The following is a 15424-nucleotide window of genomic DNA, read 5'->3' on the forward strand; positions in this document are numbered from 1 at the left end:
CGTTAACGAAAGCTTCCGCTGCCACCGCCTAACGTGTTCATATTCAAGACGGCGTTGCCGGCATCGGCAGCGGCCAGATCGCAATCGCACCCGAGGTCCGTGCATGAAGGTTCGTTTTCCAATCCCGCTTGCTGCCCTCCTGCTCGTCATCGCGCAGTGTCTTGGCGCCGTCCACGCCCAGGACACGGAGGCGCCGCCCACGATCGAGGAACAGGAAGCCGAGGATGGTGTCAGCGACGAGGCCGCCAGCGAGGCTGACGCCGGTGAAGCGGCAAGCTCGGCCATCCCGCTTGACGAGATCCGCCGCTATGTCGCCGTATACAGCGCGATCAAGCAGGCCTATGTCGAGCCGGTCAAGGACGGCGACCTGATGCAGTCGGCGATCCGCGGTCTGCTGTTCGACCTGGATCCGCACAGCGTCTATTTCGAGAAGAGCCGGGCCGAGGACTTCGACGAGCAGTCGCGCGGCGCCTACGAGGGGATTGGCGTCGAGTTGATGCGGCTGCCCGACGGCACCTTGCAGGTGATCGCACCGATCGACGACACCCCGGCCCAGCGTGCCGGCCTGCGTTCGGGCGATCTGATCACCGCCATCGACGGCAAGAGCTTCAAGCCCGACGAGGGCGACACCTCGGCGCCGCTGCGCGGGCCGGCGGGCAGCGAACTGACCCTCACCATCGTCCGCGAAGGCCGCGACAAACCGTTCGACGTGACACTCCAGCGCGAGGTCATCCGCATCACCAGCGTGCGCGGAAACATGCTCGAACCGGGCTACGGCTACGTCCGCATCAGCGCTTTCCAGGCCAGCACCGCGGCCGACTTCGAAAAGCAGCTGGGTGAACTCAAGGAGCAGGCCGGCGGACGCCTGCGCGGTCTGGTCATCGACCTGCGCAGCAATCCGGGCGGGCTGCTGACCTCGGCGGTGCAGATCGCCGACGATCTGCTCGAAGAGGGCGTGATCGTCAGCACCCGCGGGCGGCTGGCGATCAGCGATGCCGAGTTCTCCGCCACTCCGGGCGACCGCCTCGACGGCGCACCGGTGGTGGTGCTGGTCGATGCCGGTTCGGCCAGTGCTTCCGAGGTGCTGGCCGGTGCCCTGCGCGACAACGGCCGTGCCCGTGTGGTCGGCAGCCGGACCTTCGGCAAGGGTTCGGTGCAGACCTTGTTGCCGCTGGACAACGGCGATTCGGTCAAGCTGACCACCGCGCGCTACTACACCCCGAGCGGACGCTCGATCCAGGCCGCCGGCATCGTTCCTGACGTGCTGCTGCATCCGGACGCGGGCGCGACCAACGGCGGCCGCGCCCGCTATGTCGAAGCGACCCTGCCGGGCCACCTGTCCGGCAGCGACGAGGAAGTCGCAGACGAAGACCGCCCCAGCGAGGTGCTGGAGGGCGACCGCCATATCGACTCCGCGCTGGCCGAGCTGAAGAAGAACGTTGCGGTGTCGCCGGTGCCGGCGCAGCCGGCCCGGCGCTGAGAGCCTGTCCCGCCCTCCGCATCGACAGGCTCTGCCGGGTCCACTCAGAACCCGCGCGGATTGCGTGGATCGCCCAGCTGTCCGCGCAATTCACCAGCCGGGTAGGCGCTGGTGTGCACGTTGACATAGGCCGCGCTGGCCCGGATTGCGGCGACCAGGTCGTCGAATCCGCCGGCTGGTACGCCCTGGCCGGCCGGCCCGAGCACGCCGGCTGACGTGATCGTGCCGCTGACCGTGCCCGAGGCCGGACACATCGGTGACAACCCGGTCGGGTCGGGGTTGGCGGCGGTCTGGCACAGGAACACCATCACCCCGCCATTGACTCCGCGCATGCCCAGGTGGATATGGGCCTGGCGCACCTCGCCGGTCAGGCCGTCATAGCTCAGCTCGAAATGGATCTGCTGGCCCTTCACGTCGATATGCGCGCGGAACGCACCGCTCGCGGAGGTGGAGAGGGTCGGGACTTCCTCATAACCGCGCAGGTCGGTATGTACGGTTTGCGCCTGTACGGGCAGCCCGTACAGCGCGCCCGCCAGCAGGATGGGCAGGCAACAGGTGACATGTTTCATGGCATGGCCTCCAGGAAGTGGCCTTGCGGCCGCGGGAACCCAGAGCCTGCTCAGGTTGTCATCGCGCAGCCCGCGAGCAGGCTCGAAGCGAAGGCCCGTGACCTTAGCGCTACGGCCGTTGCAAGGCAGTGAAAAAACACGGCCCGACCATCCGGCTGTCGGGATGGCGGGAGTTCGCGACAAGTGGAGGCTTGATCAGTAACCGCTGCGTCGCCGCATCCGCCGGGCGATTCCGGCCCGGCTGACCAGCGCGAACACGCCGCCGAAGGCGAAGCCGGCCAGGTGCGCCGACCACGCCACCGCGCCGAAGGCCGGGCCGAACCAGGTGAACAGGATCTGCATCACCGCCCAGATGCCGATCAGCAGCGGCGCCGGCACCCGTACGAATTGCAGATACAGGCCGAGCGGCAGCACCACTCCGAGCTTGGCGTTCGGGAACAGCGCCAGATAGGCGCCGATCAGGGCCGAGACCGCGCCACTGGCGCCGATGATCAGCCCGTCCGGCGTGTGGATCGCGATCGTCGCGGCCAGGTTGGCGACCGCACCGCCGAGGAAGAACACCAGCAGCAGTCGCCACGCTCCCATGCTGCGTTCGGCCGGCAACCCGAAAATCAGCAGGAACACCAGGTTGCCGAGCAGATGGACCCAGTCCGCATGCAGGAACAGGGCCGTGAACAGGCGCTGCCAGCCGCCGCCGGAGGATGCCGCCAGCCCGCCCGACAACGCCCCCCATTCCAGCAGCAGATGGTGCTGGTCGCTGGCCGGCTGCAGGGTCACCCAGGCGAAGCACAGCCACAGGCTCGCCAGCAGCAGGGGCGTGGCCCAGCGCAATGGCTGTTTCTTGCGGGAAGGGACGGCAATGAACATCGGTGTGGCGGGTCGGATGCGGGCTCTGGGACGGATTGCCGGGCGGCCATGACCTGTGGGACTGGGGGCCGGCCGGCCTGTGGACGATAAGGCATCCGTGGCGGTGCTGTTCGCCTCCGTGGGGCGAAATGTGGCGGAGGATTGTTAGCGCCCGGTTAATCCCCGCGTTATAGTGCATACGGCGTCGTATGTCGGGAGGGGTTTCCGGCATGTGGAACTGTCAACGGTGCCGCGCACGACCCGGAAGACCTAATAACACTCCAATGGAGACTACACGCATGCAACACGTACACCGCATCACGCGCCTGTCGGCGCTCGCGCTGGGCATTACCGGCGCGCTGGCTCTCGGCCAGGCCCATGCTTCGGGCTTCCAGCTGAAGGAAAACAGCGTCAAGTCGATGGGCAGCGCATTCGCAGGCGCCGGTGTCCGCACCGACGATGCTTCGGTGGTCGTCAACAACCCGGCCACCATGACCCAGTTCTCGGGCACCACTGTGCAGGCCGACGTCACCGTCATCGACCTGAACTACAAGGCCGGCGATCTGGAAGGCTACGACGTCCTCGGCCGACCGCTGACCGGCGGCGATGGCGGCCAGGCCGGCGACGTGACCCCGGTGCCGGCTTTCTCGGTCGTGCACAAGTTCGACAACGGCACCGCGATCGGCGCCATGATCAGCGCGCCGTTCGGCCTGAAGACCGAATACGACCGCGACTGGGTCGGCCGCTACTACGCCGCCACCTCGGACGTGAAGATCGTCGACCTGACCCTGTCCGGCGCGGTCGACATCACCGACCACTTCTCGGTCGGCATCGGCGCGATCTTCTCGCATGCCGACGTGACCCTGTCCAAGGCGGTCGACTTCGGCACCATCCTGATGGGCCAGGGCGTGCCGCTGCCGTTCGCGCAGCCGCAGGCCGCCGACGGCTTCGCCAAGGTGCAGGGCGACGACACCAGCTTCGGCTGGCTGATCGGCGCGAACCTCCGCCCGACCGACAAGCTGGCCATCGGTCTGTCGTACCGCTCGGAGATCGACTACGAGCTGACCGGCAGCGTGGACTGGACCGTGCCGGGCAATGTGCGCGCGACCTTCGACGCGGTGGGTGCCGCCGCGCTGTTCCAGGACGGCGGCGTCAACGCCAAGCTGACCACGCCGTCGATCATGGCGCTGGACGTGCGCTACCAGGCCACCGACGCACTGTCGATCGGTGCCAGCTACACCGAGACCGACTGGAGCTCGCTGCGCGAAGTGCGCATCAACTTCGACGGTCCGGATGCGGATTCGGTCGAAGACTTCAACTGGGGCGACACCCGGTTCTGGTCGGTCGGCGTCGATTACAAGCTCAACGAGGCGTGGACCCTGCGTGCCGGCTATGCCTACGACGAGACCCCGACCACGTTCGCGACCCGCACCCCGCGCCTGCCGGACGAGGATCGCCGCTGGTACTCGCTGGGCGCGACCTGGACCCTCAGCGATGCGCTCGAGGTGAACTTCGCCTACACCTACATCGATCCGGACACTCCGAAGATCGGCCTGATCACTCCGCCGCAGGAAGGCGGCCATCGTCTGTTCGGCGACTTCAAGGGTGACGCCCATCTGTTCGGCGTTTCGGGTCAGTACCGCTTCTGACCGCGATCCCGCCCGATGTTTGACGAAAAACCCCGCCGCTGGCGGGGTTTTTTCTGGTTCTTCTCCCAAGTGAGGGGCGCTCGCCTTCAGCGAAAGCGTTTCCGCTTGCGCTCGATCTCTGGTTTTGTCGCTACCTGGCTGTCCCGACGCGACCTGCCGGCCTTGACGGCGAATGTCCCCCGGCCGCCGCCCGCGGCGGCGGCCTCCTCCTTGATTTCGCCGTCAAGGCCGGCAGGCCACGCCGGATCGCGCGGCCACGCTGTGGAATGCGAAGCCGGTCCTCCCCGGGATTCCGCTTCTGGAACCACCAGTCATGTCCGAACGCCGGGGGCGAAGGCCCTTGGGTGCGAAATCAAGGCGGAGGCACCGGCCCTGGCCGGTGCCGGGGGACATTCGCATCCAAGGGCCTTCGCCCCCGGCGCCCCGGTCACCGAACAGACCCGGCGCTTTCGCCTCGATTGAGCGAAGAACCTTCTTTCTTGGCTCTTCTTCCAAGGCACGGGAAATAACGTGTTTGCACCTTTAGTCGTAATTATTTGCCTTGTTTGTTGTCAACTCGTTCATTTGTCGTTAAAAGTTGTGCACAGGCTCTCGACGAGTCGTGCACCGGCAGACCTGGAACGGATGCCTTCCACCCATCCACAGATACGAACGAGGCGTGCTTCAAATGAGCGAGTTCCAGATGAGCAGACAGCGAAAGATCCACCGTGAGTTTGTGGCCAACCCGCTGGCATCCGGGGTGAAGGCGGCCCTGGTGGCGACCCTCCTCGCCACCGGCGGTGTGGCGGCGGCGCAGACCGCGGAAGAGCAGGCCACCACCCTCGACACGGTCTCGGTGCTGGGCACGCGCAGCCAGCCGCGCTCGGAGGCCTATTCGGCGGTGCCGATCGACATCATCAGCGGCGAGGAATTCCACAACCAGGGCGCCACCGACGTGCTCGACCAGCTGCGCGTGCTGGTCCCCTCGTTCAACGTCAGCACCATCCCGATCGATGACGGCGCGACCCTGGTGCGCCCGGCCAACCTGCGCGGCCTGCCGCCGGACAACACCCTGATCCTGGTCAACGGCAAGCGTCGCCACCGCGCCGCGGTCATCACCTTCCTCGGCCACGGCCTCTCGGACGGCGCGCAGGGTCCCGACGTGTCGGTCTACCCGTCGCTGGCGCTGGAACAGGTGGAAGTGCTGCGCGACGGCGCGGCGGCCCAGTACGGCTCCGACGCCATCGCCGGCGTGATCAACTTCGGCCTGAAGCGGTCGCGCGAGGGCGGCGCCGTCGAGGCGTTCGCCGGCGAGTACTACAAGGGCGATGGCTTTACCCAGCAGTACGCCGCGCAGATCGGCCTGCCGCTGACCGAAAGGGGCTTTGCCACCTTCACCGCGGAGTGGCGCTCGGCCGACCCGACCTCGCGCAGCGTGCAGCGCGACGACGCGGCGGAAGTGGCGGCCGCCGGCTATCCCGGCGTGCCCGATCCGGCGCAGATCTGGGGTTCGCCCGAGGTCAAGGAGGACTTCAAGTTCGTCGCCAACCTCGGCATCTCCGGCGAGAGCGCCGACTTCTACCTGTTCGGCAACTATGCCAAACGCGATGTCGACGGCGGTTTCTACTACCGCAACTCGACCACGCGCGGCGGCGTGTTTTCCAACGATGGCGGCGAGACGCTGCTGGTCGGTTCGCCGAGCGGCGCCGATTGCGGCCTCCCGATCCTGCTGCGCGACGCCGACGGCAACCTGCTGCCGTACGCCACGGTCAACGCCCAGCTCGCGGCCCTGCCCGGTGATTGCTTCACCTTCCTGTCGTTGTTCCCGGGTGGTTTCACTCCGCGCTTTGGCGGCGAGATGGAGGACAGCGGGATCACGGCCGGGGTGAAGGGCGTGTGGGCCGACAACCTGTACTGGGATCTGAGCGCCACCTACGGGCGCAACGAGATCGACTTCTACATGTACAACACGGTCAACGCCTCGTTGGGCGCCAACCAGCCCGCCGGATTCCGTTTCTCCCCGGGTGGCAACACGCAGACCGAGTACAGCTTCAACTTCGATCTGAGCAAGGGTTTCGATACCGGCTTCACCCATGGGCCGATGAACGTGGCGACGGGCGTGGAATGGCGTCGCGAAAGCTTCGAGATCGTCGCCGGCGATGCCGCTTCGACGGCCATCGGACCGCTGACCGAGCAGGGCTTCAGCATCGGCTCGAACGGCTTCCCCGGTTTCCACCCCGACACCGCCGGCAAGCATGACCGCGACAACTGGGCGGTGTACGTGGATGCCGAGGCGAACTTCACCGAACAGCTGCTGCTGGCGGCGGCGGTGCGCCATGAGGATTTCGACGACTTCGGCGGCACCACCAACTGGAAGCTGACCGGCCGCTTCGACTTCACCGACACTTTCGCCGCGCGCGCGGCGTACAGCACCGGCTTCCGTGCGCCGACGCCGGGTCAGGCCAACGTCAGCCAGATCACCACCGCCTTCATCGACGGTCGTCTGCAGGACACCGCCACGTTGCCGCCGACCGATCCCGTCGCCGAGTTCTACGGCGCCCGGGCGCTGACGCCAGAGAAGTCGCGCAACGCCTCGATGGGCCTGGTATGGAACACCGGCGACTGGCTGACCACGCTGGACTGGTACCGGATCAAGGTGAAGGACCGCATCGCGCGCAGCGCGGACTTCGAGATCACCGCCGAGGACCGTGCGGCGCTGATCGCGGCGGGGCATTCGGTGTCGCCCTCGCTGAACCAGGTCGCCTTCTTCGTCAACGATTTCGATACCACCACCACCGGTGTGGACCTGGTGACCAGCTACAAGAGCGATCACTTCGGCGGCGAGACCACCTACTCGCTGGCGGCCAACTGGAACCGCACCAAGGTCGACGACTTCACTCCAGGCATCATCAGCGAAGCGAGGGTGAAGAAGCTGGAGGACTCGCTGCCGAAGACCAAGGGCTACCTCACCCTCAACCACCAGCGCGAGATCTGGAGCGCCAACCTGCGCCTGAACTACTACAGCTCGTTCTACGAGGATCACTTGGACGGTGAAGGCGATCTGCCGATCTACGGCGGCAGCGCGCTCACGGTGGACGTGGACGTGGGCTGGAAGTTCGCCTCCGGCTTCTACTTTCAACGTTGGCGCGCAGAACCTGCTCGACAAGACCCCGGACGAGAATCCGTGGGGCGCCCCGGTCGCGGGCGCGAAGTATCCGGTGCACACGCCGTACGGCTTCAACGGCGGCTTCTACTACGCGCGGGTGGGTTTCAATTTCTGAGCCCGGCCTGCACGGAGCCACAAAAAACCCCGCGGAAGCGGGGTTTTTTGGTTGTTCGTCCAGCTGAGGGGAAAGCACCAGACCTGTTGGATGACCGGGGCACCGGGAGCGAAGGCCCTTGGATGCGAATGTCCCCCGGCACCGGCCAGGGCCGGCGCCTCCGCCTTGATTTCGCACCCAAGGGCCTTCGCTCCCGACGTTCCGACATGACTGATGGTCCTGGAAGCGCACTCCTGGGATGGGCTTGCTTCGCGTTCCAGCCTAACCGCGCGACCCGACGTGGCCTGCCGGCCTTGACGGCGAAATCAAGGAGGAGGCCGCCGCCACGGGCGGCGGCCGGGGGACATTCGCCGTCAAGGCCGGCAGGTCGCGTCGGGACAGCCAGGTAGCGGCGAGAACCGGCAAGCGGCAGCCCCCCGCCTTCGCTGAAGGTGGGGCTCCCCCTCACTTGGGAGAAGCCCCATTTTTCTGTGGGCTGCGATTGGTCGCGGCCTCAGTCCCCCAGTGTCAGCAGCGAGGCGTTGCCGCCGGCAGCGGTCGTGTTGATGGTGACCGTCTTCTCGGTGGTGAAGCGTGGCAGGTAGTGCGGGCCGCCGGCCTTGGGACCGGTGCCCGACAGGTTCTGGCCGCCGAAGGGCTGCACCCCGACCACCGCGCCGATCTGGTTGCGGTTGACGTAGCAGTTGCCGACTTTCGCCCGGGCCACGATCTTCTCGACCGTCTCGTCGATGCGCGAATGGATGCCGAGGGTCAGGCCGTAGCCGGTGGCGTTGATCGCGTCGATCACCGCGTCGAGCTGGCTGGCCTTCCAGCGGATCACGTGCAGGACAGGGCCGAACACCTCGCGGTGCAACTGGTCGAGCGACTTGAGTTCGTAGGCGCGCGGAGCGAAGAAGCAGCCGTTTGCGGTATCGGTATCGAGCGACACCTCGGCGATCCTCACTGCTTCCTTGTCCATGCGCGCGGCGTGCTCGACGAGGATCCGGTGCGCGTCCTCATCGATCACCGGGCCGACGTCGGTCGACAGCAGGCCGGGATCGCCGACCTTCAGCTCGGCCATCGCACCGGCCAGCATGGCGATCACCTTGTCGGCGATGTCTTCCTGCACGAACAGCACGCGCGCGGCCGAGCAGCGCTGGCCGGCGGAGGTGAACGCCGAACCGATCGCATCCTTGACCAGCTGCTCGGGCAGCGAGGAGGAGTCGGCGATCAGCGCGTTCTGGCCGCCGGTCTCGGCGATCAGCACACCGATGGCGGCATCGCGCGCGGCCAGTGCGCGATTGATCGCGCGCGCGGTCTCGGTCGAGCCGGTGAAGGCGACGCCGGCCACGCGCGGATCGCGGGTCAGTGCCGCACCGACGGTGGCGCCATCGCCAGGCAGGAGTTGCAGCGCCGCCTCGGGCACGCCGGCCTCGTGCAGCAGCTTGACCGCGTAGTAGCCGATCAGGCTGGTCTGCTCGGCTGGCTTGGCGATCACGCTGTTGCCGGCGGCCAGCGCCGCGGCGACCTGGCCGGTGAAGATCGCCAGCGGGAAGTTCCACGGGCTGATGCAGACGAACACGCCGCGGCCGGACAGCTGCAGGGTGTTGGACTCGCCGGTCGGGCCGGGCAGGGCCTCGGGCGTGAACAGTTGGCGCGCCTGGCCGGCGTAGTAGCGCAGGAAATCGACCGCCTCGCGCACCTCGGCGACGCCGTCGGGAATCGTCTTGCCGGCTTCCTTCGTGCACAGCGCGATGTACTGCGGCATGCGCGCCTCCAGCAGATCGGCGGCGTGTTCGAGGATCGCCGCGCGGCCGGCGGCCGGGGTCTCGTTCCAGCCGTCATGAGCGGCGACGGCATTGGCCAGCGCCTGCTCGACGGTATCGCTGTCGGCGGCCTGCCAGTGGCCGACGACCTCACGGCGGTCGGCCGGACTGGTCACGGCGACGTCCGCGCCGGTCGGCTTCGCGCCCGGCACCAACGGGGTGGCGCGCCAGGATTGCGTGGCGGCGTTGACCTGTTCGGCGAGCGCGCGCAGCTGATCGTCGTTGGCCAGGTTGACGCCCATGGAGTTGCTCCTTTCGAGACTGTAGCTGCGGTACAGGTCGACCGGCAGCGGAATGCGGGGGTGGGGAATGGGATCGAACGCGGACACCGTTTCGATCGGGTCGGCGACCAGGTCGTCGATTGCGATGTCCTCGTCGGTGATGCGGTTGACGAAGCTGGAGTTGGCGCCATTCTCGAGCAGGCGACGGACCAGGTACGGAAGCAGGTCCTCGTGCGAGCCGACCGGCGCGTACATGCGGCACGGCACGTCGAGGCGGTCGGCCGGGATCACCTCGGCGTAAAGGTCATCGCCCATGCCGTGCAGCTTCTGGAATTCGAACTGCTTCTCCTGGCCGAGCAGCTTCGCGCGCTGCCACACCGCGGCGATGGTCTGCGCGTTGTGGGTGGCGAACATCGGGTAGATCGCATCGCCGGCCTCGAGCATGCGACGCGCATTGGCCAGATAGCTGACGTCGGTGTTCGGCTTGCGGGTGAACACCGGGAAGCCGGGGTGGCCGTCGACCTGGGCCTTCTTGACCTCGCTGTCCCAGTAGGCGCCCTTGACCAGTCGTACCGGGATGCGGCGGCCGTGGCGACGGGCGAGGTCGGCGATGAAGTCGATCACCTCCGGCGCGCGCTTCTGGTAGGCCTGGATCGCAAGGCCATAGCCCTCCCAGCCATCCAGCGACGGGTCGGCGTAGGCGGCGGCGATCACGTCGAGCGAGAGTTCGAGCCGGTCGGCCTCCTCGGCATCGATGGTGAAGCCGATCGAATACGACTTCGCCAGCTGCGCCAGTTCCAGCACCCGCGGCACCAGCTCGCCCATCACCCGCGCGCGCTTGGCGTGCTCGTAGCGCGGGTGCAGTGCGGACAGCTTGACCGAGATGCTGGGAGCGGAAAAGACGTCGCTGCCGCTGAAGTCGCCGGGCTTGACGCTCTTGCCGATCGCATGGATCGCATCGCGGTAGGCCTGCAGGTAGCGCAGCGCGTCCTTGGTCGTCAGCGCGCCCTCGCCGAGCATGTCGAACGAATAGCGGTAAGCGGCATTGGCGCCCTTCCGCGAGCGGGAAAGAGCTTCGCCGATGGTCCGACCCATCACGAACTGGTGGCCCATGATCCGCATCGCCTGGCGCACCGCGAGCCGGATCACCGGTTCGCCGAGGCGGCCGACCAGGCGCTTGAACGCGCCGTGCACGTCGCGCTTGGTGTCGTCGTTCAGGTCGACCAGGTGGCCGGTCAGCATCAGGCCCCAGGTCGAGGCATTGACCAGCACCGACTCGGACTGGCCCATGTGGCGCTTCCAGTCGGCTTCGCCGAGCTTGTCGCGGATCAGCTTGTCGGCGGTGTCCTGGTCGGGAATGCGCAGCAGCGCCTCGGCCACGCACATCAGCAGTACGCCTTCCTCGCTGCCGAGGTCGTACTGGCGCATGAAGGCCTCGATCGCGCCCTGGTCGTGGACGCGGGCGCGAACCCGGGTGACCAGGTCGGCGGCGACGGTCTGGGGCGGCGGCGCAATCGGCCTCGGGCAGGCGCGCGGCTTCGAGCAGGTCGCGGACGTGGGCGGCCTCGTCCCGATCCCAGCCGGCGGTGATCGCGGCGCGTGGGGAGGCCGGAGCCGGTGGCAGTTCGGGGGACAGGATCGGGCGGGAAGACAGCGGGCCGTCGGGGTCGACGGCGGGGACGGGGGAGTTGACGGGCATCTGGACCACTGGACGGCCGGGAAAGCCCGTTAGTGTAGGGCCTTGCGCCGGATCGCACCCGTACGGGTGCGACTTGTCGCGGAGTACGCGCGTCGACAGACGACGAGCCGCATTGTGGGGTCTGGCGAGGAACTGCAAGGATCGGGCTAAACCCGAGCGTTTTCAGTTGCTTGCCGGCCCATCCGCGTGCCCGTCCGGTGCGGGCAGCTTGTCGCAGAGCCCCCCGCTCGCTACCATTTCCCGGTTTTTCCGTAGCGCCGGACGCGGCGTGATGGGCCCCCGCATGGCGGGATGGGCTCGCCAGCCACCTGTAATCGGACCGACTTCCGCGCGGCTTGCCCCTGGCACGCATGCGCGAACCGGGCCGGGCCGGGCAGCCCGCGGAGCAACCCATACACCAATGAACGATTCGATTTCTGGGGCTCGAAACTGGATGAAAGCCGGTTGTTTCAAGCAGTGGGCAACAGGCATCGCCGTGATGGCGCTGCCGATGCTTGCACAAGCGCAGGCGGCGGATCCCAAGCCGTGGCAGCTCAACATGGGCCGTGGCGTGACCCACCTGTCGCAGAATGCCTACGAGGCCCACATGCTGGCGCTGTGGATCTGCGTCGCCATCGGCATCCTGGTGTTCGGCGCGATGGCGGTGGCGATGGTCCGCTTCCGCCACTCCAAGGGCGCCAAGCCGGATACCGAATTCACCCACAGCACCAAGCTCGAGATCCTGTGGACCGTGGTCCCGGTCGCGTTGCTGGTGCTGATGGCGTTCCCGGCCACCAGCAAGCTGATCAACATGTACGACACCACCGAGTCGGAGATGACCGTCAAGGTCACCGGCTTCCAGTGGATGTGGAAGTACGAGTACCTGGGCGAAGGCGTGGAGTTCACCAGCCGCCTGGACCGCCGCAGCGGAGGCGCTGCGCCAGAACCGCAAGGCGACCCAGGAAGAGTTGTACGCGCATGAGCACTACCTGCTCGACGTCGACAACGTCCTGGTGCTGCCGACCGACACCAAGATCCGCTTCGTGATCACCGCCGACGACGTCATCCACGCCTGGTGGGTGCCGGCACTGGGCTGGAAGCAGGACGCGATCCCGGGCATCGTCAACGAGGCCTGGACCAAGATCGACGAGCCGGGCATCTACCGCGGCCAGTGCGCCGAGTTGTGCGGCAAGGACCACGGCTTCATGCCGATCGTGGTCAAGGCGGTGCCGAAGGACGAGTACCAGCAGTGGCTGGCCGCGCAGAAGCCGGCACCCGCTCCGGTTGAAGCCGTGCCTGCAGAAGCCGCGCCTGCCGATGAAGCCGCACCGGCCGATGCCGATGCACACGATACCGAAGCCACCGCCGCTGCCGACGTCGCCGACGCGGCAGTCGCCGGCTGACCATTCCCTTGCTTTCCGAAAACCTGGTTTCCGGAAACACGTTCCTTCGAGGTTAGGCCATGGCCGTCACCCAAGTTGATCACCACCACGACGACCACGCCCACAAGCAGGGCTTCATCGAGCGTTGGTTCTTCTCGACCAACCACAAGGACATCGGAACGCTGTACCTGGTGTTCAGCTTCATCATGTTCATCATCGGCGCGGCGATGAGCGTGGTCATCCGCACCGAGCTGGCGCAGCCGGGCCTGCAGCATGTCAGTCCCGAGTTCTTCAACACCATGACCACCATGCATGCGCTGGTCATGATCTTCGGTGGCGTGATGCCGGCCTTCGTCGGCCTGGCCAACTGGATGATCCCGCTGCAGATCGGCGCGCCGGACATGGCGCTGCCGCGCATGAACAACTGGTCGTTCTGGATCCTGCCGTTCGCCTTCACCCTGCTGCTGATGACGCTGTTCATGGAAGGCGGCGGCCCGGCCAGCGGCTGGACCCTGTACCCGCCGCTGTCGCTGCAGGGCGGCAACAGCGTGGCGTTCGTGATCTTCGCGATCCACATGATGGGCATCAGTTCGATCATGGGCGCGATCAACGTCATCGCCACCATCCTCAACATGCGCGCGCCGGGCATCGACCTGCTCAAGATGCCGATCTTCTGCTGGACCTGGCTGATCACCGCCTTCCTGCTGATCGCGGTGATGCCGGTGCTCGCCGGTGCGGTCACCATGCTGCTGACCGACAAGTTCTTCATGACCTCGTTCTTCAACGCGGCCGGCGGCGGCGATCCGGTGATGTACCAGCACATCTTCTGGTTCTTCGGCCATCCCGAGGTCTACATCATGATCCTGCCGGCGTTCGGCATCGTGTCGGAGATCATCCCGACCTTCAGCCGCAAGCCGCTGTTCGGCTACCAGGCCATGGTGTATGCGACCGCGTCGATCGCGTTCCTCTCGTTCATCGTGTGGGCGCACCACATGTTCACCGTCGGCATGCCGCTTGGTGGCGAGATCTACTTCATGTTCGCGACCATGCTGATCGCGGTGCCGACCGGGGTGAAGGTGTTCAACTGGGTCACCACCATGTGGCGCGGCTCGATCAGCTTCGAGGCGCCGATGCTGTGGGCCATCTCGTTCGTGATCCTGTTCACCATCGGCGGTTTCTCGGGGCTGATGCTGGCGATCGTCCCGGCCGACTTCCAGTACCACGACACCTATTTCGTGGTCGCGCATTTCCACTACGTGCTGGTGACCGGCGCGCTGTTCGCGATCATCGCCGCGGTCTACTACTGGTGGCCGAAGTGGACCGGCCGCATGTACAACGAGGGCATGGCCAAGTTCCACTTCTGGTGGACGATGATCTTCGTCAACCTGCTGTTCTTCCCGCAGCACTTCCTGGGCCTGGCCGGCATGCCGCGCCGCATCCCGGACTACAACGTGGTGTTTGCCGACTGGAACCTGATCAGCTCGATCGGCGCGTTCGGCATGTTCGTCACGCCATTCATGATGGGCTTCATCCTGTGGCGCTCGCTGAAGGCCGGCGCCAGGGCCGAGGCGCGTGCCTGGGGCAGCGCGAAGGGCCTGGAGTGGACCGTGCCGAGCCCGGCCCCGCACCATACCTTCAGCACCCCGCCGAAGATCAAGGATGGCGACCTCGCCCACGGCGACGTCACGCATTAAGTTTTCGCGAGTCCGTTCGCAAACCCCCGCACATCCGTGTGCGGACCGTTAACTGAAGAAGGCGCTTCTCCATTCAACATGGCCGCATCCACTGACCCGCGTAACGACCTCGACGCCCGCCGCAAGGCGGCGCGTCGCACGGCCGTGTGGGTGGCGCTGATCGCGGTGGGGGTCTACGTGGCGTTCCTGCTCAGCGGGGTGATCGGGCGATGAGCGCTTCCGGCTCGACCGGCCGCATGACCGTGATCATGGTCGGTGTCGGCCTGTGCGCGTTCGCGTTCTCGTTCGCGCTGGTGCCGCTGTACCGGATCGCCTGCGAGAAAGTGTTCGGCATCCGCCTGGAGCGTTCCGCCGTCGAGGGGCAGGTCGCAGCTCTTCCGGTCGAGGAGCGTTGGGTCACGGTCGAGTTCGACGGCGGCGTCAACTCCAAGCTGCCGTGGTCGTTCAGGCCCAACCAGACCACGATGCGGGTCCAGGTCGGCCAGCCCTACGACACCACCTACTACGCGCACAACGACAGCGATCGCATCATCGTCGGCAGTGCGGTGCCGTCGGTGGCGCCGGCGCGGGCCTCGGGCTACTTCAACAAGACAGAGTGCTTCTGCTTCACCGCGCAGACCCTGCATGCCGGCGAGACCCGCGACATGCCGGTGCGTTTCATCATCGATCCGGCGCTGCCGGCCGATGTCAGCACGGTCACGCTGTCGTACACGTTTTTCAAGAACGACGTTCTTACGGAACGTCTGGCTCTCTCCAACAATGACGTGCCGACCACGCAGCAGCTGGCAGCCTCCCCCCACGGGAACGCTGCCTCCGCTCCGCGTTCGGCACCCTGATACA

Annotated in this window: 8 protein-coding genes and 2 pseudogenes; 7 read left to right on the forward strand and 3 right to left on the reverse strand. The window is 66.7% G+C overall.

Features of this window, described 5'->3' with window-relative positions:
• Nucleotides 1-103 precede the first annotated feature (103 nt).
• Nucleotides 104-1480, forward strand: a complete 1377-nt coding sequence (locus FKV23_RS01075) for a S41 family peptidase (RefSeq protein ID WP_141622196.1) — start codon at nucleotides 104-106, stop codon at nucleotides 1478-1480.
• Nucleotides 1481-1524: 44 nt separating this feature from the next.
• Here the strand turns inward: FKV23_RS01075 and FKV23_RS01080 are convergent, their stop codons facing one another.
• Together FKV23_RS01080 and FKV23_RS01085 are read right to left on the reverse strand one after the other, a co-directional pair.
• On the reverse strand, nucleotides 1525-2049 hold the full coding sequence (locus FKV23_RS01080; protein WP_141622197.1) for a CHRD domain-containing protein: 525 nt from the start codon (nucleotides 2047-2049) through the stop codon (nucleotides 1525-1527).
• 195 nt (nucleotides 2050-2244) lie between these two features.
• Nucleotides 2245-2916 (reverse strand): rhomboid family intramembrane serine protease, encoded by a 672-nt coding sequence (locus FKV23_RS01085; protein ID WP_141622198.1) that lies wholly within the window; start codon nucleotides 2914-2916, stop codon nucleotides 2245-2247.
• Between the two features lie 278 nt (nucleotides 2917-3194).
• Here FKV23_RS01085 and FKV23_RS01090 point away from each other — a divergent pair, with 278 nt between their 5' ends.
• Both FKV23_RS01090 and FKV23_RS01095 read left to right on the forward strand, forming a co-directional pair.
• Nucleotides 3195-4544 (forward strand): OmpP1/FadL family transporter, encoded by a 1350-nt coding sequence (locus FKV23_RS01090; protein WP_167284871.1) that lies wholly within the window; start codon nucleotides 3195-3197, stop codon nucleotides 4542-4544.
• A 682-nt stretch (nucleotides 4545-5226) separates the two neighbouring features.
• Nucleotides 5227-8193, forward strand: coding sequence for a TonB-dependent receptor plug domain-containing protein (locus tag FKV23_RS01095; RefSeq protein ID WP_244244056.1), 2967 nt, complete (start codon nucleotides 5227-5229; stop codon nucleotides 8191-8193).
• A gap of 104 nt (nucleotides 8194-8297) precedes the next feature.
• On the opposite strand, the pseudogene putA reads toward FKV23_RS01095, so the two are convergent.
• Nucleotides 8298-11529, reverse strand: a pseudogene (putA, locus tag FKV23_RS01100) (bifunctional proline dehydrogenase/L-glutamate gamma-semialdehyde dehydrogenase PutA).
• A gap of 433 nt (nucleotides 11530-11962) precedes the next feature.
• On the opposite strand from putA, the pseudogene coxB reads away from it, so the two are divergent.
• The 4 genes and pseudogenes from coxB (at nucleotide 11963) to FKV23_RS01115 (ending at nucleotide 15420) form a co-directional block, all read left to right on the forward strand.
• Nucleotides 11963-12911 (forward strand): annotated as a pseudogene (coxB, locus tag FKV23_RS01105) (cytochrome c oxidase subunit II).
• 59 nt (nucleotides 12912-12970) lie between these two features.
• Nucleotides 12971-14584, forward strand: coding sequence for a cytochrome c oxidase subunit I (ctaD, locus tag FKV23_RS01110; RefSeq protein WP_141622200.1), 1614 nt, complete (start codon nucleotides 12971-12973; stop codon nucleotides 14582-14584).
• Nucleotides 14585-14662: 78 nt separating this feature from the next.
• On the forward strand, nucleotides 14663-14797 hold the full coding sequence (locus tag FKV23_RS17630) for a hypothetical protein (RefSeq protein WP_279633022.1): 135 nt from the start codon (nucleotides 14663-14665) through the stop codon (nucleotides 14795-14797).
• Nucleotides 14794-15420: a cytochrome c oxidase assembly protein gene (locus FKV23_RS01115; protein ID WP_141622201.1), complete on the forward strand. Its 627-nt coding sequence runs from the start codon at nucleotides 14794-14796 to the stop codon at nucleotides 15418-15420. Before FKV23_RS17630 ends, FKV23_RS01115 begins: the two co-directional genes overlap by 4 nt.
• The last annotated feature ends 4 nt before the right edge of the window (nucleotides 15421-15424 follow it).

Origin of the sequence: Lysobacter alkalisoli (assembly GCF_006547045.1) — a bacterium.
Taxonomy (GTDB): Bacteria; Pseudomonadota; Gammaproteobacteria; order Xanthomonadales; family Xanthomonadaceae; genus Marilutibacter; species Marilutibacter alkalisoli.

Coding starts and splice junctions, on each gene's coding strand:
- FKV23_RS17630 (WP_279633022.1), top strand. CDS start 14,663: ATGGCCGCATCCACTGACCCGCGTAACGACCTCGACGCCCGCCGCAAG.
- FKV23_RS01115 (WP_141622201.1), top strand. CDS start 14,794: ATGAGCGCTTCCGGCTCGACCGGCCGCATGACCGTGATCATGGTCGGT.
- FKV23_RS01075 (WP_141622196.1), top strand. CDS start 104: ATGAAGGTTCGTTTTCCAATCCCGCTTGCTGCCCTCCTGCTCGTCATC.
- FKV23_RS01080 (WP_141622197.1), bottom strand. CDS start 2,049: ATGAAACATGTCACCTGTTGCCTGCCCATCCTGCTGGCGGGCGCGCTG.
- ctaD (WP_141622200.1), top strand. CDS start 12,971: ATGGCCGTCACCCAAGTTGATCACCACCACGACGACCACGCCCACAAG.
- FKV23_RS01095 (WP_244244056.1), top strand. CDS start 5,227: ATGAGCAGACAGCGAAAGATCCACCGTGAGTTTGTGGCCAACCCGCTG.
- FKV23_RS01085 (WP_141622198.1), bottom strand. CDS start 2,916: ATGTTCATTGCCGTCCCTTCCCGCAAGAAACAGCCATTGCGCTGGGCC.
- FKV23_RS01090 (WP_167284871.1), top strand. CDS start 3,195: ATGCAACACGTACACCGCATCACGCGCCTGTCGGCGCTCGCGCTGGGC.